Here is a 25,152-nt window from a genome sequence, read left to right as displayed (position 1 = left end):
CTAGGGATCAGTGGTGTCACGGCAGGAGCGCCCGGATCACGTCCCGGATCCGTTGGCGCGGGTCCGGGTCCCCGGGCCCGCTGGTCATCAGCAGATGGTGGGTGGTGCCGGCCACGGCGAGGGCGACCGCGGGCGCCGACCAGCCGGGGTCGGCCGGCAGTCGGCCGGTCCGCTGCTCGGCGCGGAGATAGTCGGCCAGGGCCGCCTCGACGCTGTCGAAGCCGGGTTCGCCCCGCTCCCAGGCGTCGCGGATCCGCGCCGAGGCGCCGGGGCGGGTCAGCGCCAGTGCGGCGAGGGCGGGGCCGGGGGAGTCGAGCAGGGTCTCCGCCGCGGTCGCGAGGTTGTCCTCGACCGTCCCGGTCCCGGCCCGGCCCGGCAACGCCTCGACCTGGCGCGCGAGCAGGCCGAAGCGGTGCAGCACCAGCTGGGCCACGAAGTCGTCCAGGTCCGCGAAGTGCAGGTGCAGCACACCCTTGGCGCAGCCTGCCTCGCCGGTGACGGCCCGGGTGGTGAGCCCGCCGGGGCCCTCGCGGGCGAGGATGCGCTCGGCGGCGTCGAAGAGCCGCTCGCGCACTCCGGTGATGGCGACACCTCTCGGCGACATTCGGTGCTCCCTTGCCAGTATGGGCGGGCGCCCATACTCTGGAGATATGGGCGCGTGCCCATTCTAGGGCCCGTGCAGACCCGACCGCCAGGAGGCGATCTCCATGAGCGCGACAGCCAACACCGAACAGGACCGGGCCTGGAACGGCGACGAGGGGCGGTACTGGGCCGAGCACGACGACCGCTGGAACGCCGTCAACGGCGGCTTCAACGAACCGCTGCTGCGGGCGGCGGCCATCGGCCCCGGCGACCGGGTGCTCGACGTCGGCTGCGGGGCCGGTCAGACCAGCAGGCTGGCCGCCCGCCGGTCCGGAACGGGCCGGGTGCTCGGGCTGGACCTGTCGGAGCCGGAGCTGGAACGGGCCCGCGAGCGCGCCGCCCTGGAGGGGCTGGCCGCGTTGCGCTTCGAGCGCGGCGACGCCCAGGTCCATCCGCTCCCGACGGCCGGCTTCGACGTCGCGATGAGCCGGTTCGGCATCATGTTCTTCGCCGACCCGGTCGCCGCCTTCGGCAACATCGGCCGCGCGCTGCGTCCGGGCGGCCGGATCGCCCTGCTCGCGCTGGCCGACCCGGACCGGGTCGGCTGGGTGCAGGTGTTCTCCGCACTGCGGGCCGTCGGCCCGGTGCCGGACTTCTCGGTCGGCGCGCCGGGGATGTTCTCGCTGGCCGACCCGGAGACCTTCCGCCGCACCGTCGCCGACGCCGGCTTCGAGCAGGTCGGCACCACGCTGGTCGAGGCGCCGATGGACTTCGGCAAGGACGCCGAGGACGCGGCCGGCTTCCTGATGGGCTCCGGTCCGCTGCGGTACCTGGTGGAACAGGCCGGCGAGGATTCCGCCGCCGGGGTGCGCGCCGCCCTCACCGACGCCCTGCGTCCGCACCAGCAGCCGGACGGGGTGCTGCTGGACGGCGTTGCCTGGCTGCTCACCGCGGTGCGCGCGGGCTGACCGGAGGATGACCGGCAGTTGAGAGATCCCTTGATTTGACGCGATGTCACCTCGACCAGTGGTGTCAGACCGTACGCTGGTCCGGGCGATCGATACGCGGTGGCCAGGACACAGGGCGGGGGAGCCGAGTGGCCGAGGACAGCGACTGGATGGCGACGGCGACCGGTGCGGAGGCGGCGGGTGGCGGGCGACCGCCGTCCGCCGAACTGCACCCCGAGATAGCGCACCCGGCCCGGATCTACAACGCGCTGATCGGCGGCAAGGACAACTTCGCCGCCGATCGGCTGGTCGCCGCGCAGTTGACCGCCGCGGTTCCGGAGGCGGCCGCAGGGGCCCTGGCCAACCGGGCCTTCCTGGGCCGGGCGGTGCGCACCGCGGCCGCGCTCGGGGTGCGCCAGTTCCTGGACATCGGCACCGGCATCCCGACCGCCGGCAACACCCACGAGGTCGCCCAGTCCGTCGACCCCAGCGCGCGGATCGCCTACGTCGACAACGACCCGATCGTGCTGGCCCACGCCCGCGCGCTGATGAGCGGCTGCGGCCACGGCGCGACCAGTGTCACCCGGGCCGACCTGCGCGACACCGAGGCGGTGCTGGCCGCCCCCGGGGTACGGGACCTGCTGGACTTCTCCGAACCCGTGGCGCTGATGCTGGTGGCGATCCTGCACTTCGTCAGCGACGACGAGGACCCCTTCGGCATCGTCAAACGGCTGCTCGCCGCGCTGCCCACCGGCAGCCTGCTGGTGCTCAGCCACGGCAGCGGCGACCTGGTCACCCCGGAGCAGGCGGAGCTCGCCGAACGCAGCTACGACCCGGCCGCCGCCGGGATCCACCTGCGGACCAGGGACGACATCGCCCGCTTCTTCGACGGCCTGACCCTGCTGGAGCCCGGACTGGTGACCGCCCCGCGCTGGCGCCCCGACACGGCGCCCGGCCCGGACGCCGACCGGCTGGGCATCTACACCGGCGTGGCCCGGCTCTGACGGACAGGCACCTACGCACGGACAGGCACGGAAGGGCACGAACCCGCACGACCGGTCCGGACGCGGTTTGACCCCTTTGCCCGGCGGAGAGCAACATGATCCAGGAGACGGTCACGACACCAATCCAGGGGATCGTATGCGAGCGGCCCGCCGGGCGTGGGACGAGCTGTGGGACCGCTACAGCGCGTCCGACCCGGGCCTGATCCGGCTGCTCAACGCGCTCACCACGGTGGGCGCCATCCTGCTCACCCTCTCCGTGCTGGCCGGTCTGGGCGCCGCGGTCACACTGCTCGTGGCCGGGGCGATGAGCGGCATGGTGGCCTCGTTCGCGGTCAGCGACCCCACACCGCGGGAGCAGCGGACCACGCTGGCCCTCGGCTATCTGGTCGCGCTGGCGGTGGTCGGCCTCGGCGCCGAGCTCTACCGCTACCGGGTCGCCTCCGACCTGGTGTTCCTGGTGCTGATCTTCACGGCCGTCTACGTCCGCCGGTTCGGGCCGCGCGGCACCGGGACGGGACTGATCGGCTTCCAGCTGTTCTTCGTCTCCCAGTTCACCCGGACCACCCCGGCCGTGCTGCCGCAGATGTACGGGGCGATCACGGTCGCCTTCTGCTCGGCCGCGCTGGTCCGGTTCGGGCTGGTCAGGGCCACTCCGCAGCGCACCCTGCAACGGCTGCGGCGGGCCTTCCGGGCCCGTCTGGCCGACCTGGTGGACGCCCTGTCCGAGGTCGTCGGCGCCGCCCCCGGTTCCCGCGTCGAGGCCCAGGCGGCGCAGCGGCTGCACACCCGTACCGCCCGGCTGCACCAGTGCGCGCTGATGATCCAGGCCCGGCTGGAGAACGGCGCCGCCGACCCGCGCGGCGCCTCGCTGATCCAGCGCCGGGTGGCCGAGGCCGAGATCGCCGCCGAGCGGTTGAGCGTGCTGCTGCTGAGGGCGCTGCTGCAGCAGCCCCGGACCCAGGACATCACCCTGGGCCTGCATCTGCCGATGATGCTGCCGGTCGCGCCGGCGCCGGGAGCCGGCGACCGCCGGGACCGGCCGGAGGCGGTCGACGAGACCGGCCCGCTGCCGCGCGACCTGGGCGCGCTGCGCCGGCTGGTGGTACGTCAGCTGCCGGGCGAGCCCGTCGGGCCGGTCCCCGGCGACGCCACCGAACGGCTGCTGAAGTACCGCGACGGAGTCGGCCTGCCCGACGCCGAACCGGCCGACCAGGACGTCTACCGGGCCATGGGCGAGCTGGCCCGCGCGGTGCTCGGGCTGCGCCTGGTGCTGGACGCCTCCGCCGACCCCGAGCCCGACGACCCCCCGTCGCCCGACCCCGTTCCCGGGACCGGGCGGGGCGACGAGTCGGAGACCACGCGCTCCACCGAGGAGATGGAGGCCGAGGACCTCTCGCTCCAGGCCGACGAGGAGGGCGGCGAGGACCGGACCGGGCTCAGGCGTCCCACCACCCGGGCCGCCTTCCAGGTCACCGCGGGCTCCGCACTGGCGATCCTCGGCGGCGAACTGCTCTCCCCGCAGCGCTGGTACTGGGCCGTGCTCACCTGCTGGGTGGTGTTCCTGAACACCTCCTCCACCGGCGAGATCCTGGTGAAGGGCTACCGGCGGCTGGCCGGCACCATCGGCGGGGTGGTGGCCGGCATCGGCCTGGCCGAGCTGGTCGGCGGAAACACCTGGGTCGCGTTCGCCCTGGTCATCCTGTTCATCTTCGGCATGTTCTTCACCGCGCCGCTGTCCTACATGCTGATGTCGTTCTTCGTCACGGCCATGCTCGGACTGCTCTACACCCTGCTGCACACCTACAGCACCTCGGTACTGTTGCTGCGGATCGAGGAGACCCTGCTGGGGGCGGCCTGCGGGCTGATCGCCGCCGTGCTGATCCTGCCCACCGACACCCGCAGCCGCACCGACGACCTGCTGCTCGGTGTGTTCGAACGGCTGAGGGCCACCCTGTCGCTGAGCGTCGCGGCTCTGAGCGGTCACGCTCCGGAGGGCGAACTGCTGGACTCCGCACGTGAGTTGGACACCTCGCTGGACGCGCTGCGGGGCTCGCTGCAACCACTGACCCACCCGGCCAGCCCGCTGCGCAACCGCCGCCGACAGGCCCGCTACGTACTGGGCCTGCTGGAGACCTGCGCCTACCACGCCCGCAGCCTGGCCGCGACGGCCGGATTCGTCCCCACTGTGCTGAGCGGAGACCCCCGGCTGAAGGAGGTGGGCGAGCAACTCGACGCCAACCTCGCCGTCCTGGCGGAATTCGTCCGCAGCGAGGGCCGCACCCGCGGCCGGCTAACCAGCGCGGCGGCGGGCCTCAAGCCGACGGCGTCGCCCGCGCCGCCGGGACCGCGGGACGACGTGGTCACCGCGCGGGTGCTGCGCCACCTCCAGCGGCTGGACGAGAACATTCTGGCGCTGGGCCGTCCGCTGGGCCTCGGCACCGCGAGCGCGAGGCGCAGCGGAAGCGCCCAGCGCACCGGGGGCGCCCAGCGCACCCGGAGCTGATTTCGGGCAAGAGCCGCGCGCCCCCTCCCGTCGGGGCCGCCGGCTGCCGATAGTGGGGACATACGCGGTCGCCGCCCCGCTCTGCGAAGGAGTCCCGCCCATGGCCACCGAGACCTGGAGCCCGGCCCAACTCCCCGACCTCTACGGCAGGACCGCCGTGGTCACGGGCGCCTCCGGCGGGCTCGGCGCGGACACCGCCCGGGCGCTGGCCGGGGCCGGGGCCTCGGTCGTGCTGGCGGTGCGCGACCCGGCCAAGGGCCGGGCGGTCGCGGACCGGATCGACGGCGCGACCGAGGTGGGTGTCCTGGACCTCGGCGACCTGGCCTCGGTACGCGCCTTCGCCGGCGCCTGGAGCGGACCGCTGGACCTGCTGGTCAACAACGCCGGGATCATGGCCGTTCCGAAGGGCCGTACCGCTGACGGCTTCGAGCTGCACATCGGCACCAACCACCTGGGCCACTTCGCGCTCACCAACCTGCTGCTGCCGCACATCACCGGACGGGTCGTCACGGTCTCCTCCGGGCTGGCCCGGATCGGCCGGATCGACCTGGCCGACCTCAACTGGGAGCGCCGCGGCTACCGGCCGATGCGCGCCTACGGGCAGTCCAAGCTGGCCAACCTGCTGTTCACGCTGGAACTCCAGCGCCGGCTGGAGGCCTCCGGCAGCGCGGTACGGGCGTTCAGCGCCCACCCCGGCGTCGCCGCCACCGGGCTGACCCGCTCCATGGGCCGGGTGCAGTCGCTGTTCGTCGGGCTGGGCACCCGGCTGGTCGGCCAGCGCGAACCCGCGTACGGCGCGCTGCCCACCCTCTACGCCGCCACCCAGGACCTGCCCGGCGGCGCCTACATCGGCCCGGGCGGCCGTGGCGGCGAACGCCCGCGCGAGGAGCAGCCCACCCCGGCCGCAGCCGACCCGGACCTCGCCCACCGGCTCTGGGACCTCTCCGAGAAGCTGACCGGGGTGGTGTTCCCGGAATAGAACCTGCTCGCCACGCAGAAGACCCATAACGGTAGGCGTACGACATGTCCTGGCAGCGTTCCCGTAACGGGCGCAGTGCAGAGTGGTTCCCGGCGGCAGGCGCAGGAGTGAGGAGCGGCTCCCTGACTGCTTCGCAGTCGCCACGGACCGCAGTCGCTGCGGTCAGCCCTGTGCGGCTCCCGGGTGGGGGAGCCCCAGCGCAGACCGGTAGGGCCGGCCCCGGGTGGGGGACCGGCCCTATCGGCACGCCCTGTGCGGTTGCGGTCCCGGAGCCGCCGGCTACCGGCCCGGGCGGGTGGGGGTCAGCAGGCCGCGGTTGTACGCCTCGGCCACGGCGGCGGCGCGGTCGCCGACGCCGAGCTTGCCGTAGATGTTCAGCAGATGCGTCTTCACGGTGGCCTCGGTGATGAACAGCCCGGCCGCCGCCTGCCGGTTGGTCCTTCCGGCCGCCACCAGCTGCAGCACCTCCAGCTCGCGCTGGCTCAGCGGCCCGGCCTCGGGGGTGCGCACCCGGTTCATCAGCCGGGCGGCCACCGCCGGGGAGAGCACCGCCTGGCCGGCCGCGGCCGCCCGGACCGCCCGCAGCAGTTCCTCCCGGGGGGCGTCCTTGAGCAGGTAGCCGGTGGCGCCGGCCTCGATGGCGGGCAGCACATAGCTGTCGGTGTCATAGGTCGTCAGCACCAGGACGCGGACCGGGATGCCGCGCCGGGCCAGCTCGGTGATGGCGGTCAGGCCGTCCGTGCCGGGCATCCGAAGGTCCATCAGCACAACGTCAGGGACCAGCTCCTGGGCCAGCCGCACCGCCTCGGCGCCGTCCCCGGCCTCGCCCAGCACCTCGAAGCCGGGATCGGCGGCGAACATCCCGCTCAGCCCGTCCCGCACCACCGGGTGGTCGTCCACGATCAGCAGGCGGATCGGGGGTGCGGTGCGGTTCTCGGCGGGGCTCATGCGCGGACCTCCACAGGTACGACCGGGACGCAGGCGGAGACTCCGGTGCCCGCCCCCGGTTCCGATTCGATCTCCAGGTTTCCCTGCAGGGCCTCGATCCGCTGCCGCATGGCGACCAGGCCGAAGCCGCCCTGTGCGGTGTCGGCCGGATCGAGGTCCAGCCCGGCCGGGTCGAAGCCGACACCGTCGTCGCGTACGTCGAGGGCGACCTGCCGCCCCAGGTAGGACAGCGTTACCCCGACCCGGGACGCCCTGGCGTGCTTGGCGATGTTCGCCAGCGCCTCCTGTGCGGTGCGCAGCAGGGTCAGTTCGGCCTCCGGCGTCAGCGTCAGCGGGTCCCCGGTGGTGGTGACCACGGCGGTGACCCCGTTCAGCTCGGACCAGTGCCCGGCGACCTCGGCCAGCGCGCCGCTGAGCCGAGCGGTCTCCAGCGACTCCGGCCGCAGGGCGTCCACCGAGCGCCGGGCCTCGGTCAGGCTCTCCCGGGCCAGCCCGGTCGCGGCGGAGAGGTGCCGGCCGCGGGCCGTCAGGTCGCCCTCGGCCTCGGCGTGCTCGGCGGCCTGCAGCTGGGTGATGATGCCGGTGAGCCCCTGGGCCAGGGTGTCGTGGATCTCCCTGGCCATCCGCCGCCGCTCGTCGCGGACCCCGTCCTCCCGGGCCCGGGCCAGCAGCTGGGCGTGCAGGCCCTCGTTGTCGGCCAGAGTAGCCTCCAACCGGCGGTTGGCCGCGGCCAGTTCCTCCAGCGCGCGGCGGCGCTGCTCCGACTGCTCGCTGCTGCTCTGGTCGCTCCAGGCGAGTCCGCACATGGCCAGCACGTTCACTGCGACGATCAGCAGGTAGGCGATCACGCCCAGCGCGCTGCCTTTGGGGACGCCGGCCGCCTGCGCGGTCCCGGCCAGCACCGCCACCGCCCCCACTCCGACCAGCCGTCCCGGCCAGGGCAGCAGCACGAACGCGTACGGGTAGCCGATCAGGGCGAAGACCCCGAACGAGGCGTTCCGTGACACCAGAGCCCCCATGACCAGGACCAGTCCGGTGAAGAACACCGTCATCGTCCGGGGCCGATCGGTCCACTGCGGATGCAGGGTGAACATCCACAGGATCCAGGCCGCGGCCAGCCCGCACAGGGCCAGGTCGATCCGCAGCGCCCCGGCCGGCGGCCGGGCCGCCACGATCCGGAACACGGCCAGCACGGCCAGCACGACATACGGCCCCACGGTCAGCAGGGGGGACCAGCGCGGCTCACGCGGATAGGCCCGGGAGCCAGTCCTGGGACTGCTCATCCGGGCCCTCCGATCCGAGGTCTGACGCTGTGTGGACTGACGCTGTGTGGACTGACGCTGTGTGGACTGCGTGGACAATCTAACCGCCGATCAGACGCGGTCGGCGGCACTGTCGGAGAACAGCGAGCGCATCCGAGCCCCGTTGGCGACCGCGGCCACCCCGATCAGGACGAGTCCGCACACGGCCTGGTCGGCCTTCATCCACAGCGGGAACGGGCCGGGGGCGGCGATGATGGCGACGATCGCCACAACCGTGACCGCGGAGATGATCCGCAGCCTGCGGTACGCCCCGCGCGAGCCGCGCGCGGTCCGGGCGGCGAGTGCGGTGGTGACCATGGCACTGATCACCACGATGGTGCCGCGGATCCAGACCGCCGAGTTGACCACACCGCTGTGGTTGCGCAGCAGTGCGACGGCGGCCAGGGTGACCACGCTGACGGCCAGGTAGCCGCGGACCAGCAGGGTCAGCCGGCGCAGTGCGGTGCGGGTCTCCGGGTGGGCCAGCTCGGCGGAGTCGGGGATGGAGCGAGAGGCTGCGGCGTTCATGTCGATCCCTCGTTTCGGTGTCGGGCACTTCGGTGTCGATCGGATGCCTTCAGCCTGGCCTCGGCACCCCCGCCCGCACATCGACCGATCCCCCGGTGCAGCGGCTGATCCGTGCACCCCGTCAGCCGGTCGACCCCGCTCAACCGATCGGTTGAGCGACCGGGCGTCGGCGGCGGGCAACTGTGCGAAGCGTAGGCGGCGCATGCGGAACTGGATGCTTGCCCGTGGTCATTTTGATGACGACTTGGTGAACACATTCGCCGTGCTTTTACGGTCGGAAAGCCGTGCCGCCCGGCCGCAACTGGCCGATCTGTCCCCGCGGCGCCGGAACAGACGTGCGCAGTTGGGCAGTTGGGCTGGTCCGGGAGCTCTGGCAAACACCTTGCGCAGTCATCCGATACCGGCGAGAAGAGCGTGGAAAAAGGTGGTTTGCACCGCCGAAAAGCAGGCCCAGGTAACGACTTGACCTTGAACCGATGCATGCCCTACGTTCTGCATCCACTTGCATGATCGACATGTTCATGCACTGGTCGGAGTTGCGAGAGGAACGCTGTGAACTGGTACGTGGATGTTCTCAAGAATTACGTCGGCTTCGGCGGGCGGGCGCGTCGCAAGGAATACTGGATGTTCACGCTGATCAATCTGATCATTGTTGCTGTCCTCTTCGGGATCGATCTCGCCATCCACTCCCAGATCCCGTATTTCCTCTACGCCCTCGCCGTCCTGCTCCCGGCGCTGGCCGTGGCTTTTCGGCGTATGCACGACACCGGCCGGTCCGCGTGGTGGTTCTTCATAGGGCTGGTGCCGCTCATCGGCAGCATCGTCATCCTGGTCTTCCTGGCCTCTGACGGTCAGGCCGGGGAGAACAAGTACGGAGCGAACCCCAAGCTCAACCCTGCGGTGAGCTGAACCGGAAGCTGCATCACGCACTGCCTGAGAAGCCCGTCCGCGACAGCGGACGGGCTTCGCCCTTTTCGTCGGTCCTAAAAGGTCGAGTAATTCTGCCAGGCGGTCGTCTCCGGTGAAGACCCTGCATGAGGATCTCACCGGCCAGCAGCTCTGCGCGCACGCCCTCCGGCGGTTCGAAGGTTTCCCAGATGCGCGCCACCCCTCCGACGGTCTCGATACTATCGCCGTTGCTCGGGGGCGGAGCGCACATCGACGCAGGCGGCCAGTACGGCGTCGGCGACGGTGCTGAGGTGGTGCGAGCCCTCGCGGCCACGGGGGAGGACGTCGGTCAGGTAGCCGAAGACCAGGCGCCGGGTCGGATCGGCCCAGCCGATGCAGCAGCTGCTGCCGTTGTGGCCGAAGGTCTCCGGCGTGCTCAGCCGCCCCATCACCGGCCGTCCGCCGGGATACGTGCCGAGGCCGCCGAGCTGGAATCCCTGCGCCCAGCGCACCGGCCGCTTGATGCGGAGGTCGATCTCGCCCTCGGCGGTCGAGCGCCGCCGGGCCTCCAGCACGGTCGCCGGATCCAGGACGCGCACCCCGTCGCGCACGCCCCCGTCCAGCAGCACCTGGTAGAACCGGGCCAGGTCGCGGGCGGTGGTGGAGACCCCGGCGGCCGGGATCACCGCGCGGCGGGTCGCCCTGCGGTTGACGATCCCCTGGGTGATCCTCCCGGCCGAACCGCTGCCGCGCAGCGGCACATGACGGTGCCACAGCTCGTCCGGCAGCCCCAGGTGCAGATCGGCGAGCCCGAGCGGGTCGAGGAACTCCCGGCGCAGCAGCTGGTCCGGTGGCGCTCCGGCCACCCGGCGGACCACCTCGCCCAGGATGAAGCCGTAGGCGATGGGCTGGTAGGCGGGGGCGCTGCCGGGGGCCCGCTGCAGTCCGGCCCGTTCCAGGGCCCGCAGTGACCGGTCCCAGTCCGCCATCACCAGGGCGTCGACCAGCATGCCGCGGGCCGAGGACAGTCCCGAGCGGTGCTGCAGCACCTGCCGCACGGTGACGCCGTCCTTGCCCCGGGCGCCGAAGCCGGGCCAGCTGCGGGCCACCGGGTCGTCCAGCGACAGCTCGCCGCGCTGCGCCAGCAGATGGACCAGCAGGGCGATGAAGGGCTTGGTGGCGGAGAAGGTCCAGAACAGGGCGTCGGGGGCGCAGCCGAAGCTGCGGTCCAGCAGCACCCGGCCGTCCTTGAGCACCACCAGCTGCGCGGTACCGCCGCGTGAGCGGACCAGCTCCAGCGCCGCGGCGAGGCGGTCCGGCGCCACGCCCAACTCCTGTGGCGGGCACTCCGTCCAGTCGAACACGGGCCCATGCTAACGCGGGCGGAGCAGCCGCCGACCGGCGCCGGGAACCGCGCGGCCGGCCATGCGGACGCCGCGCCCGCGAACCCCCGTTACGCGAGCTCCGCGGGGAACCCGCCGGTCGCGACGGGGCTCCACCGTTCCGGGGTGATCCGGACCAGGGCTTTGCCCTGCTTCAGCATGGCCGCACGGTACTCGTCCCAGTCCGGGTGCTCACCCGCGATGCAGCGGTAGTAGTCCACCAGCGGTTCGACGTCCTCGGTCGCGTCGATCACCTCGGCGCTGCCGTCGACCTGGACCCAGGGGCCATCGAAGTCCTCGGAGAGCACCACGATCGAGGCCCTCGGGTCGCGCCGGGCGTTCTTCGCCTTGGCCCGCTGCGGATACGTCGAGACGACGATGCGTCCCTCCTGGTCCACCCCGCAGGACACCGGAGAGGCTTGCGGGCCCCCGTCCGCGCGGGTGGTGATCAGCAGCCCGCGGTGGCGCGGACGCAGGAAGTCGAGCAGGGCCTCGCGGTCGACCGCGGTGTTGGTGGCGATTCGTCGGGTCATGCCCCACAGTCTAGAAGCGCCGCCGGTCCGGAACCGCCGCACCGGAAGCGCCGCAGTCTAAGGTCGTGGCGAGGAGACCGGAAAGATCGTCAGGGGAGCGGCGGAGATGGCGAAGAAGGCGAAGCGCGGCGGGCAGGGCACTCCGGCGACGGTGGCGCTGGATGCGGCGGGGGTGCCCTTCACCGTCCACGCCTACGAGCACGACCCGGCCGCCGCCTCCTACGGCGAGGAGGCCGCCGAGGCGATGGGGATGAGCCAGGACCGGGTCTTCAAGACCCTGCTCGCCGAGGTGGACGGGGTGCTCACCGTCGCCGTGGTCCCGGTGGCCGCCAAGCTCGACCTCAAGGCCCTGGCCGCCGCCGTCGGTGGCAAGCACGCCGCGATGGCCGAACCGCTCGCCGCGGAGCGGGCCACCGGCTACGTCCTCGGCGGGATCTCGCCGCTGGGGCAGCGCCGCCGGCTGCGCACCGTGGTGGACGACAGCGCGCTGGCCCACGACACCGTCTACGTCTCGGCCGGACGCCGCGGCCTGGAGGTGGAGCTGGCCGCCGCCGATCTGGTGGCGCTCACCTCGGCGGTCGCCGCCCCGGTCGCGCGGCGCAAGCAGGGCTGATCCGGGTCGGCCGTTACTCCCCGCGCCGCCCGCCCGGCTACCGTGAGTGCATGCACTCCACCTACCTACGCTGCCGCGACTTCGTGCGCAGGCACCCGTACTGGGCCGACGGGGCGCTGGCTGTGGTGCTGTACCTGATCACCATCCTGTGGCCGATCTCCGACCACCACCCCGAGGAGTGGTCGGACATGGACCCCTCCCTGGTGCTCATGATCGCCGGGATTCCGGTCTTCGCCCCGCTGGCCTGGCGCCGCCGCTACCCGGTGGCGGTGCTGGGCGCTTCCGCGCTGGGCACCTTGGGCTTCATGATCGTGGGCCCGGTGCGCGGCCCGATCCTGCTGGGCTCGGCCCTGGCCGTCTACACGGTCTCCTCCGTGGTCGAGCGCAGGCTGGCGCTCGGCATCGGCGCGATCACGGTGCTGATCCTCGGCGGCACCAGCATGCGGCTCTCGGTCGAGGCCTGGGACGAACCGGTCAACGCCATAGCCTTCGTCTGGACCGCGCTGGCGATCGCGGTCGGCGAGGCGGTGCGCAACCGAAGGGCCTTCGTGGCCGCGATAGAGGAGCGTGCCCGCAGGGCCGAGCACACCCGCGAGGAGGAGGCCCGCCGCCGGGTCGCCGAGGAGCGGATGCGGATCGCCCGTGAGCTGCACGACATCGTCGGGCACCACATCGCCCTGATCAACGTCCAGGCCGGGGTCGCCTCGCACCTGCTCACCAGCAGCCCGGACCAGGCCCGGCAGGCGCTGGCCCACGTCAGGGAGGCCGGACGCTCCGCGCTGGCCGAGCTGAGCGCCACGGTGACGGTGCTGCGCCAGGGCGACGAGACCGACGACGACGCCCCGCACGAGCCGACGCCCGGTCTGGACCGGCTGCCGGAGCTGCTGGACAGCTTCGACCGGGCCGGCCTGCGGGTCAGCAGACGGGACGAGGGCCAGCCCAGGAGCCTGCCGGCCACCGTGGACCTCACCGCCTACCGGGTGGTCCAGGAGTCGCTGACCAATGTCCGCAAGCACGCCGGGACCTCGGTGGCCCGGCTGCACCTCGCCTACCGCAGGGACCTGTTGCACATCGAGGTCGAGGACGACGGCCCGGGGCCCGGCGATCCCGGTCCCGGCACCGGCCACGGGCTGATCGGGATGCGCGAGCGGGCCGCGTCGGTGGGCGGCAGTTTCCGCGCCGGCCGAGGCCCCGACGGCGGCTTCCGGGTCAGCGTGGACCTGCCGCTGCCCCGCTCCGCGGTCGGCCGCAGGGCCGGAGGCGCCGGTGCCGCCGCGCCGTTCAGCAACAGCAGCCATGGAGCGACATGACGATCAAGGTACTGCTCGCCGACGACCAGGTCCTGGTCCGGGCCGGACTCAAGGTGCTGGTCGACTCGGCACCCGACCTGGAGGTGGTGGCCGAGGCCGCGACCGGCCGCCAGGCCGTCGCACTGGCCCGCGAGGCCCGCGCCGACGTGGTCCTGATGGACATCCGGATGCCCGACATGGACGGCCTGGCCGCGACCCGGGCGATCACCGCCGACGAGGACCTGGCCGGAGTCCGGGTGCTGGTGCTGACCACCTTCGAGGTCAACGAGTACGTCTTCCAGGCGTTGCGGGCCGGCGCCAGCGGGTTCCTGGGCAAGGGCACCGAGCCGGAGGACCTGCTGGACGCGATCCGGGTGGTGGCGAGGGGCGAGGCGCTGCTGTCGCCGGTGGCGACGCAGGGGCTGATCGCCCGCTTCCTGGAGCAGCCGGACCGCAGGCCCACCCCCAGCCCGGCCACGTTGTCGGCACTGACCGAGCGGGAGCGGGAAATCGTCGCGCTGGTGGCCCGGGGCGGCTCCAACGACGACATCGCCGAGGAGCTGGCTGTCAGCCCGCTCACCGTGAAGACCCACGTGAGCCGGGCCCTGCTGAAGCTGGGGGCGCGGGATCGGGCCCAACTGGTGGTGCTGGCATACGAGTCGGGGCTGGTCCGGCCGGGGGAGCGGTAGCCCTTTCGGCCGCCGACCGTAGGTGGCTGGTCGCGCAGGTCCCCGCGCCCCTGAGCGAGTGCAACTGGCCCGCTTGCAATCAGCTGGGGGCGCGGGGACCTGCGCGACCAGCCGTGCAACCGCCGCAGTCCGAAAACTAGCTCAGCACCCGCCGGGCGAACGCTCTCACGTCGGCGTCGGGGTCCTGAACCGCTGCGTCGGCCAACGCCGCCGCCAGCGCAGGCTGACGCCCGGCCCGGGGTACCGCCGCGATCACTGCGGCCTTGCGGACGTCCGGGTGGGCGTCGGCCAGGAGCCCCAGCAGGGCCGCCGAGCCGGCGTCGCCCTCCACCCGCGCCATAGCCGCCGCCGCGCCCTTCCGTACCTGCCAGGCGGCGTCGCCCACGGCGGCCAGCGCCGCCGACGACAATGCCGGGCTGCTGCCGCCGGGCATGCTCCCCGCGGCCTCCAGCGCCGCAGCCCGGACCAGTGGGTCGTCGTCCCCGCTCAGCCGGACGAGTTCTGCGGCGGTCTCGGCGAGCCGGGGTCGGGAGATCCGGCCGAGCCCCTGGGCCAGTGCGATCCGCACCTCGCGGACCGGGTCGCCGACGGCGGCCCGTAGGACGTCCACGGCGTCCAGGGAGACCAGCGCCCGTACCGCCTGCACCCGCACCGATGCCTCCGGGTCGTCCAGCCCGGCGGCGAAAACGGCGGCCGAGCCCAACCGCAACGCGCGCAGCAGGTCCAGGGCGGTTGCCCGGACCACCGGGTCGGCCGAGGCCAGGGCCGCCAGCAGCGGGGCCTCCAACGGGGACGGGGAACCGGGTTCGGCGGCCAGCACCTCCACCAGCTCGCGGAGTCCGGCCGCGGCGGTGCCCCGCACCTCGGCGTCCGGGTCGGCCAGGGCCCGGGCCAGCTCAGGGCCCGTGCCCTCGGGGACGGACTCGGTGAGCACGGACACGGCGGTCCGCCGGACCGCGGGGTCCGGGTCGGCCAGATAGCGGCGCAGCCGGTCGAGGTCCGGCTGCGACTCGGCCAGCCCCAGCAGTTCCAGCAGCCTGGGGCCGGCGGCAGCGGCCGGCCCCGCTGCCGCGGTCGGCTGTGCCACCGGGGTGAACGGGCGCGGCGCCGCGCCGATCGATCCGGCCACCGCCACCTGCTCGCCGTGCACCTCGCCGATCAGCTCCACCGGCAGCCCGGGATCGGGCTCGAAGCCCTCCACCGGGACCAGGTACGGGGAGACCGGCCGCAGCAGGAACTCCATCGCGCCGTCGCCGCTGCGCTTGCGCAGGTTGAGGTGGCGCAGCCAGTCCTTGTCGTCGCGCTCGGGGACGTCCAGGCGCTGGTGGTAGAGGCCCCAGCGGCTCTCCTCGCGGGCCAATGAGGAGCGGGCCGCCATCTCCGCGCAGTCCCGGATGAAGCCGACCTCGGCGCAGCGCATCAGCTCGTGCGGGGTGGTGGCGCCCATCGCGGCGATCTCGCCGCGCATCCGCTCGAAGTGCTCCAGCGCCAGCGACAGCCGGGCGCCGGTCTTGGGCGGAGCCACGTAGTCGTTGACGAAGCGCCGGAGCTTGTACTCGACCTGGGGCTGCGGCGGCCCCTCCGGGTTCAGCAGTGGACGGTAGACCAGCTCGTGGGCGGCCCGCAGCTGCTCCTGCGACAGCTCGGCCGACCGGGCCGGGCGGTCGGGGTCCGCGGCCCGTGCAGCGGCGGTACGGGCCGCGTCGGCGCCGGCCAAGTCGCCGTAGACGAAGGCGCCGATCATGTAGTTGTGGGGGACGCAGGCCAGGTCGCCGGCCGCGTAGAGGCCCGGCACGGTGGTCCTGGCATGTTCGTCCACCCAGACCCCGGAGGCCGAGTGGCCGCCGCACAGGCCGATCTCGGAGATGTGCATCTCCACGTCGTGGGTGCGGTAGTCGTGCCCGCGACCGGCGTGGAAGGTGCCGCGGGTGGGGCGCTCGGTGGAGTGCAGGATGCCCTCGAGCGCGGCCACCGACTCCTCCGGGAGGTGGCTCAGTTTGAGGTAGACCGGACCGCGGGCGGAGTCCACCTCGGCGGCGAACTCCGCCATCATCTGGCCGGACCAGTAGTCCGAGTCGACAAAGCGCTCGCCCTCCCGGTTGACCTGGTATCCGCCGAAGGGGTTGGCGACGTAGGCGCAGGCGGGACCGTTGTAGTCCTTGATCAGCGGGTTGACCTGGAAGCACTCGATGCCGCTGAGCTCCGCCCCGGCGTGGTAGGCCATCGAGTGGCCGTCCCCGGCGTTGGTGGGATTCTCGTAGGTGCCGTAGAGATAGCCGCTGGCGGGCAGGCCCAGCCGCCCGGCGGCCCCGGTGGCCAGGATCACCGCGCCGGCCCGGACCACGGTGAACTGCCCGGTGCGGGTGTGGAAGCCGGCCGCGCCGACGGCGCGGCCCGACTCCGGGTCGGTGAGCACCCGCACCGGCATCACCCGGTTCTCGATGGTGATCCGCTCGCGCATGTGCCGCTGCCGCAGCACTCGGTAGAGCACCTTCTTGACGTCCTTGCCCTCCGGCATCGGCAGTACATAGCTGCCGGAGCGGTGCACCTGGCGCACCGCGTACTCGCCGTGCTCGTCCTTCTCGAACTTCACCCCGTAGCGCTCCAGCCGTTGCACCATGGCGAAGCCCAGTTCGGCGGTCTGCCGCACGGTGCGCTGGTTGACCACGCCGTCGTTGGCGCGGGTGATCTCGGCGATGTAGTCCTCCGGGGTGGCCCGGCCGGGCACCACCGCGTTGTTGACCCCGTCCATGCCCATGGCCAGCGCCCCGGAGTGGCGGACATGGGCCTTCTCCAGCAGCAGGACCTGGGCGCCGTGCTCGGCTGCGGTGAGGGCGGCCATGGTGCCCGCCGTGCCGCCGCCGATCACCAGCACGTCGCAGCTCAGCTCGGCCGCGTCGGCCAGTGCGGGGACGGCCATGGCGATGCCGGCCGGGGGAGTGCTGGGCACGGTGAATTCCCTTCGGAGCAAGGCATGTTGACGATAAGTTAGGAGAATGCGGTCAGGACTGCCGCAGTGAGGCGAGGATCTGCTCACGCAGGGACAGGGTCTCCGGCAGCGCTGCGGCGTCCGGGTCCCGCGGGCTCGGGACGTCCAGGGTGCGGACCGGGCCGCCGCCCAGCAGTGCCACCCGGTCGCCCAGCAGCAGCGCCTCGTCCACGTCGTGGGTGACGAAGACGACGGTGGCCCTGGTCTCGCCGAGCACATCGACCAGCAGCAGCTGCATCTCGCCCCTGGTCCTGGCGTCCAGGGCGCCGAAGGGCTCGTCCATCAGCACCGCCCTGGGGGAGCCGACCAGCGCCCGGGCCAGCTGCACCCGCTGGCGCTGGCCGCCGGAGAGCCGCTGCGGCAGGTCGCGGGCGCGGTCCGGCAGTCCGACCCGGGCCAGCCAGCCGGCGGCCTGGTCTCGGCGCTCGGCCCGGCCCAGGCCCCGGATGGCGAGCGGGAGTTCGACATTGCCGCGGACGCTGCGCCAGGGCAGCAGGCCGTCCTCCTGGAAGACCAGGGCCCGGTCGGCGTCGGGGCCGGTGATCGCCGCGCCGTCGGCGGTGGCCTCTCCGGACAGCGTCGGGAGCAGCCCGGCCAGGGTGCGCAGCAGGGTCGACTTGCCGCAGCCGGACCGGCCGACCACGGTCAGCAGTTCGCCCGGGCGGACGTCGAGGTCGACGCCGCGCAGCACGGGTGCGCCGGGGCGGCCCAGCTCGGCCCGGCGCAGACCGAGGGCAAGCCCGGGGCGCGGGTCGGTGACCGGAGCGGAGGCGGCGGTCAGGGTGTCCATGCGGTGCTCCGTTCGGTGCGGGGCGGCAGCCAGCGGGTGAGGCGGCGCCCGACGAGTTCGACCGCCCCGGCGGTGATCCGGCCGAGCAGCCCGATGCTGACCATGCCGACCAGGACTCCCGGGTAGTCGACGACGGTGTAGTCCTGCCAGGTGCGGTAGCCGATGCCGTACTGGCCGGAGAGCATCTCGGCCGAGATGACGCAGATCCAGGCCACGCCCATGCCGACCGAAAGCCCGCCGAGGATGCCTGGCAGCGCACCGGGCAGCACCACCTGGGCCAGCACCCGCAGCCGGCCGCCGCCCAGGGTGAGCACCGCCTCCTCCCAGACCGGCGACAGCGCCCGCACCGCGTGCCGGGTGCTGACCACGACCGGGAAGTAGGCGGCGGTGGCGGTGATGAAGACGATGCCCTGCTCGGTCCCGGGGAACAACAGGATCGCCACTGGGACCAGGGCGATCGCCGGGATCGGCCGTAGCAGCTCCAGCACCGGTCCGAGCAGGTCCTCGGCGGTCCTGGACCGCGCCACCAGCACCCCGGTGGCGGTGCCGAGCACGGCGGCGAGCAGGAAGCCGAGCAGAATCCGGCGCAGGCTGTCGCCCAGGTCCTCCCAGTACAGCGCGGTGCCGACCTGCTGCCGCAGCGAGTCGGCGACCTGCAGGGTGGTCGGCAGCTGGGAGAAGTCCAGCCAGAGCCGCACCTGCAGTCCGGTCAGCAGCTGCCACAGTCCGAGCGCGGCCAGCACCGAGCCGGTGCGCAGCAGTCGTCGCCGCCATCCGAGTCGGCGACCGGCGGCGCCCGGCGCCGGTGCGGGCCCGCTCTCGGGCCGGTTGGTCCGGGAACCGCCTGCGGCGTCCAGGGTCTGCACGGTCATCAGGCACCCGCCAGGGCCTGCTGGTAGCCGACGGTGCGGCTGCCCGGGTGGGTGGCGGACCACTGCTGCGCGGCGGCGGGGGTGGTGAACGGCAGCCATCGGGCGGTCGCGGCGGCCGAGGGGTTCTCCACCCAGGCGTCGTCCTCGGCGAACCAGCGGGTGCCGGTGGCCGCGTCCGGGACGTAGGCGGCGCGTACGGACCTGCCCACGGCCTGCTGCTGCCTGAGGTACTTCAGCAGGCAGGTCGGGGTGGTGAAGGGCACGGTGGCCCCGGCCCCGGCCCCGGCCGGCCACGCCTCGCTGGCCGTCGCCGGGTCGTCGGCGGAGCCGCCGCAGACCGGGTCGGTGCCGCTGATCGGCGCCGGGTTGGCGGTCCGGGCGACGGCGGCCTGGTAGCCGGAGCCCAGCGCCTGCTTCAGGAAGCTGTCGTTGACGAAGCCGTCCACGTCGACGTCCTTGACCGAGCCCTCGCTGCGCAGCACCGGGACGTCCTGCTTCAGCGCGGCCAGCAGCTGCGGCTTCAGCGTCGTGTCGAAGCTGACCAGGCCGCCGGCACCGTTGTAGAGGTAGACCACCTCGGGCGGCAGCCCGGTGGCCTTGGCCACCGACTCCGCTGCGGCCAGCGGGTGGGCGTGCAGATAGTCGGTGGCCTGGATCTGGGCCTTCAGGAAGGTGTCGACCAGGTCGCTGTGGGACTTGGCGAAGTTGCTGCGCACGGTGACGCCGTGGAAGGTGGGGATGTCCAGCGCTGAGCCGTCGTAGACCAGCTTGGCCTGCTTCTGGAAGACCAGCAGCCCAGGCCAGGCAACGAACTGCGCCAGCGCGTCGGCGGAGCCGGCCTGCAGGGCCGAGGCGCCCACCGCAGGCTGCTGGTTGAGCTTGCTGATACCGGAGTTCGGGTCGACGCCGATCCGCTGCAGCGCCTGCACCAGGGTGCCGTCGGCGGCCGAGCCGATGCTGGTGGAGACCTTGTGCCCGGCCAGCGAGGCCGGCCCGGTGAGCGGGGAGTCGGGTTTGGCGACCACCATGTTGAGGGCGCCGCGCAGGTTGTAGCCGGTGACCGAGACCAGCTCGGTCGGCTGCTTCAACTGCTTGCCCCTGGCCGCGTTGAGCAGCAGCGGGTAGTCGCCCATCGAACCGATGTCGATCTTTCCGGCGACCATGCCCGCGGTGATCGGCGCGCCGGTGGAGTAGTCCTGCCAGTCGACCTTGTAGCTGACCCCGGTCCGTCTGCCCAGCGCGGCCAGGTCCTGCTCGAAGTAGCCGAGGGAGCGCAGTAGGGTCCCGGCGGTGACCGTGTTGATGGTCCGCGACTGGTAGCCGACGGTAATGGTGACGGTGTGGGCGGAGCCTGCGGCCGCCTGCCCCCCGCAGGCGGACAGCGGAATCAGGAGCAGGGCGGCGGCCGTGGCGGCCAGGTGTCCGGTCTTCATCGGTGGTCCCCTCAGCGCAGCAGGTAGGGCATGTTGACGGTGACGGCGCCGGTGGGGCAGCGCAGGGCGCAGGGGCCGCAGTACCAGCACTCGTCCACGTGCATGTGGGCCTTTCCGGTGTCCGGGTCGATGGCCAGGGAATCCAGCGGGCAGACGTCCACGCAGAGCGTGCAGCCGGTGATGCAGAGGGACTCGTCGATGGTCACGGGCACATCGGAGCGCTGCGGGACAAGGGGCATGAGGGTCTCCCGGGCGTGGCTGTACATGGCAGGGGCGGGACGGGGGAACGGACGGGGAGTCAGGCCCGGGACGGGTCGTCCCGGTGCAGCACCCCGGTCATGGCGATGCGGTCGCCGCGGAACCGGATGAACTCCAGGTCCACCGGACGGCCGTCGTCGAGACGGGTGAGCCGCTCCAGCATCAGCAGGGCGGCTCCGCACGGAGCCTCCAGCACCGCCGCGGAGTGCGCGTCGGCGCTGACGGCCTCCAGGGTGATCTCGGCGGAGCCCAGGGCACGGCCGCTGAACCGCTCCAGCAGCCGGAACACGTCGGTGTGCTCCAGGTCGGCCTCCAGCAGCGGCAGGCCGAGGTCGATGGGGACATAGGTCAGGTCCAGCGACAGCGGCAGACCGTCCAGCCGGCGCAGCCGCTCCACGTAGAGCACCTCGGTGCCCGGCGTCAGCCCGAGCCGGTGGGCCACCGGCCCTGGCGCGGCCACCGGCGCGGCGGTGCGCACCTCGTTGGTGACCCGGCCGTGCCGGTGCAGCGTCTCGGCCAGACCCATCAGCCGGTCCAGTCCGTGCGGCACCTTGGCGCAGCGGACCACGGTGCCCAGCCCCGGCACCCGTTCCACCAGCGCCTCGTCGCGCAGCAGGTCCAGCGCCTGGCGCACGGTGTTCCTGGACGCCCCGTACTCGGTGGCGAGCCGATCCTCGTGCGGGAGCGCCCCGGTGCCGAAGGCGCCGGAGAGCACCTGCCGCCGCAGTAGGTCGGCCAGCTGCCTGGCCCGGTCGGCCCGCAGCCGGCGTCCGGCCGCGGCGGCCACCGCGCTGCGGCGGGGGAACTCGACGGGGGCTGCCATCGGGGTCTCCTCTCGCCGCGGTCCGGATGCCCGGTGTCTGCCGTCTGCTGTTGGCGAGGACCCTAGCGACGCATCGGCCACTGTGGTGTTGCGGCAGTGTTGCGCCATCGGGCGGCCCCGGCCCCACTGCTCCGACCTGCTGATTCGTCAGCGGGGCGACAGAGATCCGCCACCGAGCCGTCCAGGGATTGAAACGCAGGGCCGGGGTGACAGAGGCCACATGTCCAGCCGGCGGTCGGTCTTGCCAAAAAGTGGTCGGGCCGTGGCAGACTGATGACACAAGTTACGACGTTTGCGCACTCCGGGGTCGGTGTAATTCCGAACCGGCGGTTACAGTCCGCGACCCGGCCGCTTCCAGCGGTCGGTTGACCAGGTGAAACTCCTGGACCGACGGTGAAAGTCCGGATGGGAGGCAGTGCGCTGCGGGCGTCGGGCTCGTGCTGCGCACCAGTGCAGGCGTCCGGGGTTCTCCCGGTTCCTCCACTGCCTCCCGCGCCGCCCCTGCCCGTTGCTTCTGCCCGCATTCTCTCCCTCAGTGCCCCCGGAGCCCGCGCCAGACAGCGCGAGGAGGAACCGGTGGGCATTTTCTTTGTCGATCAGCTGTTCTCCGTGGACGTCCGCGCGCTGCGCCTGCCGGTCCGTGTCGAGGAGAGCTGACAATGTTCACGGGAATCATCGAAGAGCTGGGTGAGGTCCTCTCGGTGGAGGACCTGGGGGACTCCTCGCGCATTCGCCTGCGCGGCCCGGTGACCACCCAGGACGCCCGCGAGGGCCAGTCCATCGCCGTCAACGGCGTCTGCCTCACCGTCCTCGACACCGACGCTCAACTCGCTTCCGCGCCAGGCGAGTTCAGCGCCGATGTGATGGCCGAGACGCTGCACAGGTCCAGCCTGGGGGCGCTGGCGCCGGGCTCCCGGGTGAACCTGGAGCGCGCCATGGCGCTGGGCGCCCGGCTGGGCGGCCACCTGGTCCAGGGGCATGTGGACGGCACCGCGGTGCTGCTCTCCCGCAGCCCCGGCGAGTCCGGCGCCGACGGCGCCCCGCAGTGGGAGGTGCTGCGCTTCAGCCTCCCCGCCGCGCTCTCCCGCTACTTGGTGGACAAGGGTTCGATCACCGTGGACGGCGTCAGCCTGACCGTGGTCGAGGCCGCCGCCGACAGCTTCACCGTCAGCCTGATCCCGGCCACGCTCAGCCACACCACGCTGGGCGCCAAGGAGATCGGCGAAACGGTCAACCTGGAGGTGGACGTGCTCGCCAAGTACGTGGAGCGGCTGCTGGGCGACCGGGTCGTGAATCAGGCGACCCCGCAGGGTGACCCGGCATGAGCAGCTTGATCGACGACCTCAACAGCCAGGCGTTCGTCGTGTTCGGCGAGCACATCAAGTGGTCCGACATGATCGGCAACCTGCTCGGGCTGGGCGCGCTGGCCCTCGGCTGGCGCCGCTCGGTGCTGAGCTGGCCGGTGCAACTGCTGTCCGGCCTGGTGCTGGTCGCCGCGTACGCCTCGGCGCACCTCAGCGGCGGTGTGGGCAAGCAGGCCGTGGTCATCGTGGTGTCGCTGTGGGGCTGGCTGCAGTGGCAGCGCGGCCGGCGCGACAGCGGCGACCTGGTGATCCGCTTCGCGACCTGGACCGAGCGGGCCTGGCTGGTGGTCGGGACCGCCGTCGGCACCATCGGCATCGCCCTGCTGTTCCAGGCCTACAACCTGTCCTGGTCCCCCTGGGAGGACGCCTACCTGTTCACCGGCACCCTGGCGGCGATGGTCGCCCAGGGCCGGGGCTGGGTGGAGTTCTGGTTCGCCTGGCTCGCGGTGGACCTGGTCGGCGTGCCGCTGGCCTTCAACAGCGGGTTGGCCTTCTCCGGCCTGATCTACGTCGTCTACTTCGTCCTCGTCATCGCCGGCATGCGGTCCTGGTGGCTGCGCACCCGGACTCCGCAGCAGCCGACCCCGGTCCTGGAAGGGGCAACAGCATGAGTGCCACCACGGAACTGACCCTGCACCACGGCGAGCTCTACGAGGACCTGACGCTGGACTCGGTCGAGTTCGCCATCAAGGAGATCGCCGCCGGCCGCCCGGTGGTGGTCGTCGACGACGAGGACCGGGAGAACGAGGGCGACATCGTCTTCGCCGCCAGCGCGGCCACCCCGGAGGTGATGGCCTTCACCGTCCGCTACAGCTCCGGCGTGGTGTGCGTGCCGATGACCGGGAGCGAGCTGGACCGGCTGCACCTGCCGCCGATGACCGCCGTCAACGAGGACCGCAAGGGCACCGCCTACGCGGTCTCGGTGGACGCCAGGGACGGGGTCAGCACCGGCATCTCGGCCGCCGACCGGGCCCGCACCGTGCGGCTGCTGGCCACCGCGGGCACCCGGCCCGGCGACCTGACCCGCCCCGGCCACGTCTTCCCACTGCGCGCCAAGGACGGCGGCGTGCTGGAGCGCCCCGGCCACACCGAGGCGGCGGTCGACCTGGCCCGGCTGGCCGGGCTGCCGCCGGCCGGCGGCATCGCCGAGGTGGTCAACGACGACGGCACCATGGCGCGGCTGCCCGACCTGGTCCCGTTCGCCCGCCGGCACGGCCTGGCGATCATCTCCATCGAGGACCTGATCGCCTACCGGCGCCGGACCGAGCGCACGGTCACCCGCGACTCGGCCACCGCGCTGCCCACCGCCCACGGCGACTTCACCGCGCTCGGCTACCGCAGCGAGCCCGACGGCATCGAGCACATCGCCCTGGTCGCCGGCGGTCTCGGCCCGGACGGACGGCTGCCGGACGGTGAGGACGTGCTGGTCCGGGTCCACTCCGAGTGCCTGACCGGTGATGTCTTCGGCTCGCAGCGCTGCGACTGCGGCCCGCAGCTGAACGCCGCGCTCGACCGGATAAGCGCCGAGGGCCGCGGGGTGCTGATCTACCTGCGCGGGCACGAGGGCCGCGGCATCGGGCTGCTGCCCAAGCTGCGCGCCTACCAGCTCCAGGAGGCGGGCCGGGACACCGTCGACGCCAACCTGGACCTCGGCCTGCCGGCCGACGCCCGCGACTACGCGGCCGCCGCGCGGATGCTGGAGGACCTGGGGGTGGGCTCGCTGCGGCTGCTCACCAACAACCCGGACAAGCACACCGCGCTGGAGGGCTTCGGACTGACCGTCAGCGGCCGTGAGGCCGTGGCGATCCAGGCCGGGGAGCACAATCTGCGGTATCTCACCACCAAGCGCGACCGGATGGGGCACGAGCTGCCCTGGCTCGCGTAACAGCCGTATCCCCACCAACCACACGCAACAGAGGAGCACCAGGAACATGAGCGGCGAGGGCGCACCCGTACTGAAGGTCCAGGACAGCCGTGGGCTGCGGGTCGCGGTGATCGCGTCGCTGTGGCACGAGAGGGTCATGGACGGCCTGATCGACGGCGCACAGCGGGCCCTGAAGGAGGCCGGCGTCGAGGAGCCGGCGCTGTACCGGGTCCCCGGCAGCTACGAGCTGCCAGTGGTGGCCAGGGGCCTGGCCGCGCGCGGCTACCACGCGGTGGTCGCCCTGGGCGTCGTCATCAGGGGCGGCACCCCCCACTTCGACTATGTGTGCGAGGCGGCGACGATGGGCCTCACCCAGGTCTCCGTGGACACCGGCGTCCCCATCGGCTTCGGCCTGCTGACCTGCGACGACGACCAGCAGGCGCTGGACCGCGCCGGGCTGCCCGGGTCCAAGGAGGACAAGGGCTACGAGGCGGCCACCGCGGCCCTGGCGACGGCGGCGCTGCTGCGCGAGATCAACACGGTGAAGCACTGATCCGGAGCAGATGCGCGTCG

24 protein-coding genes and 1 riboswitch are annotated in these 25,152 nt (G+C 72.8%); of the genes, 12 read left to right on the top strand and 12 right to left on the bottom strand.

What is annotated here, in order from left to right; translation table 11 throughout:
- Positions 1–16: 16 nt before the first annotated feature.
- Positions 17–604 carry a TetR/AcrR family transcriptional regulator gene (locus tag TR46_RS25150; protein ID WP_042405233.1) on the bottom strand — a complete coding sequence of 196 codons (588 nt, stop codon included), beginning with the start codon at positions 602–604 and terminating at the stop codon, positions 17–19.
- A 103-nt stretch (positions 605–707) separates the two neighbouring features.
- On the opposite strand from TR46_RS25150, the gene TR46_RS25145 reads away from it, so the two are divergent.
- The 4 genes from TR46_RS25145 to TR46_RS25130 all read left to right on the top strand — a co-directional run bounded on the left by TR46_RS25145 (position 708) and on the right by TR46_RS25130 (position 6,015).
- Positions 708–1,550 (top strand): class I SAM-dependent methyltransferase, encoded by an 843-nt coding sequence (locus TR46_RS25145; protein ID WP_042405232.1) that lies wholly within the window; start codon positions 708–710, stop codon positions 1,548–1,550.
- 128 nt (positions 1,551–1,678) lie between these two features.
- Entirely contained in the window at positions 1,679–2,533 is an 855-nt protein-coding gene (locus tag TR46_RS25140) for an SAM-dependent methyltransferase (protein ID WP_236655489.1), read from the top strand.
- Between the two features lie 136 nt (positions 2,534–2,669).
- Positions 2,670–5,036, top strand: coding sequence for an FUSC family protein (locus TR46_RS25135; RefSeq protein WP_042405230.1), 2,367 nt, complete (start codon positions 2,670–2,672; stop codon positions 5,034–5,036).
- 100 nt (positions 5,037–5,136) lie between these two features.
- A complete protein-coding gene (locus TR46_RS25130) occupies positions 5,137–6,015 on the top strand; it encodes an oxidoreductase (protein ID WP_042405228.1) in 879 nt (292 codons plus the stop codon).
- 279 nt (positions 6,016–6,294) lie between these two features.
- Here the strand turns inward: TR46_RS25130 and TR46_RS25125 are convergent, their stop codons facing one another.
- The 3 genes from TR46_RS25125 to TR46_RS25115 form a co-directional block, all read right to left on the bottom strand.
- Entirely contained in the window at positions 6,295–6,963 is a 669-nt protein-coding gene (locus tag TR46_RS25125; protein ID WP_042405227.1) for a response regulator transcription factor, read from the bottom strand.
- Positions 6,960–8,246, bottom strand: coding sequence for a sensor histidine kinase (locus TR46_RS25120; RefSeq protein ID WP_042405225.1), 1,287 nt, complete (start codon positions 8,244–8,246; stop codon positions 6,960–6,962). The genes TR46_RS25125 and TR46_RS25120 overlap by 4 nt, the downstream gene beginning before the upstream one ends.
- A 90-nt stretch (positions 8,247–8,336) precedes the next feature.
- Entirely contained in the window at positions 8,337–8,792 is a 456-nt protein-coding gene (locus tag TR46_RS25115) for a hypothetical protein (RefSeq protein ID WP_042405222.1), read from the bottom strand.
- Positions 8,793–9,344: 552 nt separating this feature from the next.
- Between TR46_RS25115 and TR46_RS25110 the strand changes: the two genes are divergently transcribed.
- Positions 9,345–9,701 carry a DUF805 domain-containing protein gene (locus tag TR46_RS25110; protein WP_042405220.1) on the top strand — a complete coding sequence of 119 codons (357 nt, stop codon included), beginning with the start codon at positions 9,345–9,347 and terminating at the stop codon, positions 9,699–9,701.
- Positions 9,702–9,919: 218 nt separating this feature from the next.
- Here the strand turns inward: TR46_RS25110 and TR46_RS25105 are convergent, their stop codons facing one another.
- Positions 9,920–11,044 (bottom strand): serine hydrolase domain-containing protein, encoded by a 1,125-nt coding sequence (locus TR46_RS25105; RefSeq protein ID WP_084718904.1) that lies wholly within the window; start codon positions 11,042–11,044, stop codon positions 9,920–9,922.
- An 89-nt stretch (positions 11,045–11,133) separates the two neighbouring features.
- Positions 11,134–11,595, bottom strand: a complete 462-nt coding sequence (locus TR46_RS25100; protein ID WP_042405216.1) for a PPOX class F420-dependent oxidoreductase — start codon at positions 11,593–11,595, stop codon at positions 11,134–11,136.
- Positions 11,596–11,701: 106 nt separating this feature from the next.
- On the opposite strand from TR46_RS25100, the gene ybaK reads away from it, so the two are divergent.
- The 3 genes from ybaK to TR46_RS25085 are packed head-to-tail and all read left to right on the top strand — an operon-like array spanning position 11,702 to position 14,186.
- The gene (gene ybaK / locus TR46_RS25095) at positions 11,702–12,208 is read left to right on the top strand and encodes a Cys-tRNA(Pro) deacylase (RefSeq protein ID WP_042405214.1); all 507 of its coding nucleotides are present in this window, start codon (positions 11,702–11,704) and stop codon (positions 12,206–12,208) included.
- Positions 12,209–12,258: 50 nt separating this feature from the next.
- Entirely contained in the window at positions 12,259–13,518 is a 1,260-nt protein-coding gene (locus TR46_RS25090) for a sensor histidine kinase (RefSeq protein WP_042405212.1), read from the top strand.
- Entirely contained in the window at positions 13,515–14,186 is a 672-nt protein-coding gene (locus tag TR46_RS25085) for a response regulator (protein WP_042405210.1), read from the top strand. The genes TR46_RS25090 and TR46_RS25085 overlap by 4 nt, the downstream gene beginning before the upstream one ends.
- 136 nt (positions 14,187–14,322) lie before the next feature.
- On the opposite strand, the gene TR46_RS25080 is transcribed toward TR46_RS25085, so the two are convergent.
- The 6 genes from TR46_RS25080 to TR46_RS25055 all read right to left on the bottom strand — a co-directional run bounded on the left by TR46_RS25080 (position 14,323) and on the right by TR46_RS25055 (position 21,351).
- Positions 14,323–17,106, bottom strand: a complete 2,784-nt coding sequence (locus tag TR46_RS25080; protein WP_042405283.1) for a fumarate reductase/succinate dehydrogenase flavoprotein subunit — start codon at positions 17,104–17,106, stop codon at positions 14,323–14,325.
- Between the two features lie 82 nt (positions 17,107–17,188).
- Complete coding sequence (locus TR46_RS25075) at positions 17,189–17,965, bottom strand: ABC transporter ATP-binding protein (RefSeq protein WP_152626664.1); 777 nt, start codon at positions 17,963–17,965, stop codon at positions 17,189–17,191.
- Positions 17,953–18,837, bottom strand: a complete 885-nt coding sequence (locus TR46_RS25070) for an ABC transporter permease (protein ID WP_084718903.1) — start codon at positions 18,835–18,837, stop codon at positions 17,953–17,955. The genes TR46_RS25075 and TR46_RS25070 overlap by 13 nt, the downstream gene beginning before the upstream one ends.
- On the bottom strand, positions 18,837–20,270 hold the full coding sequence (locus tag TR46_RS25065) for an ABC transporter substrate-binding protein (protein ID WP_042405208.1): 1,434 nt from the start codon (positions 20,268–20,270) through the stop codon (positions 18,837–18,839). Before TR46_RS25065 ends, TR46_RS25070 begins: the two co-directional genes overlap by 1 nt.
- A gap of 11 nt (positions 20,271–20,281) precedes the next feature.
- Positions 20,282–20,509 (bottom strand): 4Fe-4S dicluster domain-containing protein, encoded by a 228-nt coding sequence (locus tag TR46_RS25060; RefSeq protein ID WP_042405278.1) that lies wholly within the window; start codon positions 20,507–20,509, stop codon positions 20,282–20,284.
- 59 nt (positions 20,510–20,568) lie between these two features.
- Positions 20,569–21,351: a GntR family transcriptional regulator gene (locus TR46_RS25055; RefSeq protein WP_042405206.1), complete on the bottom strand. Its 783-nt coding sequence runs from the start codon at positions 21,349–21,351 to the stop codon at positions 20,569–20,571.
- 292 nt (positions 21,352–21,643) lie between these two features.
- A riboswitch (FMN riboswitch) is annotated at positions 21,644–21,774 on the top strand.
- 236 nt (positions 21,775–22,010) lie between these two features.
- On the opposite strand from TR46_RS25055, the gene TR46_RS25050 reads away from it, so the two are divergent.
- From TR46_RS25050 to ribH, 4 genes are read left to right on the top strand one after another with little or no spacing between them, the layout of a single operon-like run.
- Positions 22,011–22,676 (top strand): riboflavin synthase, encoded by a 666-nt coding sequence (locus tag TR46_RS25050; protein WP_042405204.1) that lies wholly within the window; start codon positions 22,011–22,013, stop codon positions 22,674–22,676.
- Entirely contained in the window at positions 22,673–23,326 is a 654-nt protein-coding gene (locus TR46_RS25045) for a nicotinamide mononucleotide transporter family protein (RefSeq protein WP_042405202.1), read from the top strand. The genes TR46_RS25050 and TR46_RS25045 overlap by 4 nt, the downstream gene beginning before the upstream one ends.
- Positions 23,323–24,600, top strand: coding sequence for a bifunctional 3,4-dihydroxy-2-butanone-4-phosphate synthase/GTP cyclohydrolase II (locus tag TR46_RS25040; RefSeq protein ID WP_042405199.1), 1,278 nt, complete (start codon positions 23,323–23,325; stop codon positions 24,598–24,600). Before TR46_RS25045 ends, TR46_RS25040 begins: the two co-directional genes overlap by 4 nt.
- A gap of 46 nt (positions 24,601–24,646) precedes the next feature.
- Positions 24,647–25,132, top strand: coding sequence for a 6,7-dimethyl-8-ribityllumazine synthase (ribH, locus tag TR46_RS25035; protein WP_042405197.1), 486 nt, complete (start codon positions 24,647–24,649; stop codon positions 25,130–25,132).
- Positions 25,133–25,152: the final 20 nt, after the last annotated feature.

This window comes from Streptacidiphilus carbonis, assembly GCF_000787775.1.
In the GTDB taxonomy this organism is placed as follows: Bacteria; Actinomycetota; Actinomycetes; order Streptomycetales; family Streptomycetaceae; genus Streptacidiphilus; species Streptacidiphilus carbonis.
This window is presented reverse-complemented; position numbering and strand designations above follow the sequence as displayed.

Coding starts and splice junctions, on each gene's coding strand:
- TR46_RS25150 (WP_042405233.1), bottom strand. CDS start 604: ATGTCGCCGAGAGGTGTCGCCATCACCGGAGTGCGCGAGCGGCTCTTC.
- TR46_RS25145 (WP_042405232.1), top strand. CDS start 708: ATGAGCGCGACAGCCAACACCGAACAGGACCGGGCCTGGAACGGCGAC.
- TR46_RS25135 (WP_042405230.1), top strand. CDS start 2,670: ATGCGAGCGGCCCGCCGGGCGTGGGACGAGCTGTGGGACCGCTACAGC.
- TR46_RS25130 (WP_042405228.1), top strand. CDS start 5,137: ATGGCCACCGAGACCTGGAGCCCGGCCCAACTCCCCGACCTCTACGGC.
- TR46_RS25125 (WP_042405227.1), bottom strand. CDS start 6,963: ATGAGCCCCGCCGAGAACCGCACCGCACCCCCGATCCGCCTGCTGATC.
- TR46_RS25120 (WP_042405225.1), bottom strand. CDS start 8,246: ATGAGCAGTCCCAGGACTGGCTCCCGGGCCTATCCGCGTGAGCCGCGC.
- TR46_RS25115 (WP_042405222.1), bottom strand. CDS start 8,792: ATGAACGCCGCAGCCTCTCGCTCCATCCCCGACTCCGCCGAGCTGGCC.
- TR46_RS25100 (WP_042405216.1), bottom strand. CDS start 11,595: ATGACCCGACGAATCGCCACCAACACCGCGGTCGACCGCGAGGCCCTG.
- ybaK (WP_042405214.1), top strand. CDS start 11,702: ATGGCGAAGAAGGCGAAGCGCGGCGGGCAGGGCACTCCGGCGACGGTG.
- TR46_RS25090 (WP_042405212.1), top strand. CDS start 12,259: ATGCACTCCACCTACCTACGCTGCCGCGACTTCGTGCGCAGGCACCCG.
- TR46_RS25085 (WP_042405210.1), top strand. CDS start 13,515: ATGACGATCAAGGTACTGCTCGCCGACGACCAGGTCCTGGTCCGGGCC.
- TR46_RS25080 (WP_042405283.1), bottom strand. CDS start 17,106: ATGGCCGTCCCCGCACTGGCCGACGCGGCCGAGCTGAGCTGCGACGTG.
- TR46_RS25075 (WP_152626664.1), bottom strand. CDS start 17,965: ATGGACACCCTGACCGCCGCCTCCGCTCCGGTCACCGACCCGCGCCCC.
- TR46_RS25070 (WP_084718903.1), bottom strand. CDS start 18,837: ATGACCGTGCAGACCCTGGACGCCGCAGGCGGTTCCCGGACCAACCGG.
- TR46_RS25065 (WP_042405208.1), bottom strand. CDS start 20,270: ATGAAGACCGGACACCTGGCCGCCACGGCCGCCGCCCTGCTCCTGATT.
- TR46_RS25060 (WP_042405278.1), bottom strand. CDS start 20,509: ATGCCCCTTGTCCCGCAGCGCTCCGATGTGCCCGTGACCATCGACGAG.
- TR46_RS25055 (WP_042405206.1), bottom strand. CDS start 21,351: ATGGCAGCCCCCGTCGAGTTCCCCCGCCGCAGCGCGGTGGCCGCCGCG.
- TR46_RS25050 (WP_042405204.1), top strand. CDS start 22,011: ATGTTCACGGGAATCATCGAAGAGCTGGGTGAGGTCCTCTCGGTGGAG.
- TR46_RS25045 (WP_042405202.1), top strand. CDS start 22,673: ATGAGCAGCTTGATCGACGACCTCAACAGCCAGGCGTTCGTCGTGTTC.
- TR46_RS25040 (WP_042405199.1), top strand. CDS start 23,323: ATGAGTGCCACCACGGAACTGACCCTGCACCACGGCGAGCTCTACGAG.
- ribH (WP_042405197.1), top strand. CDS start 24,647: ATGAGCGGCGAGGGCGCACCCGTACTGAAGGTCCAGGACAGCCGTGGG.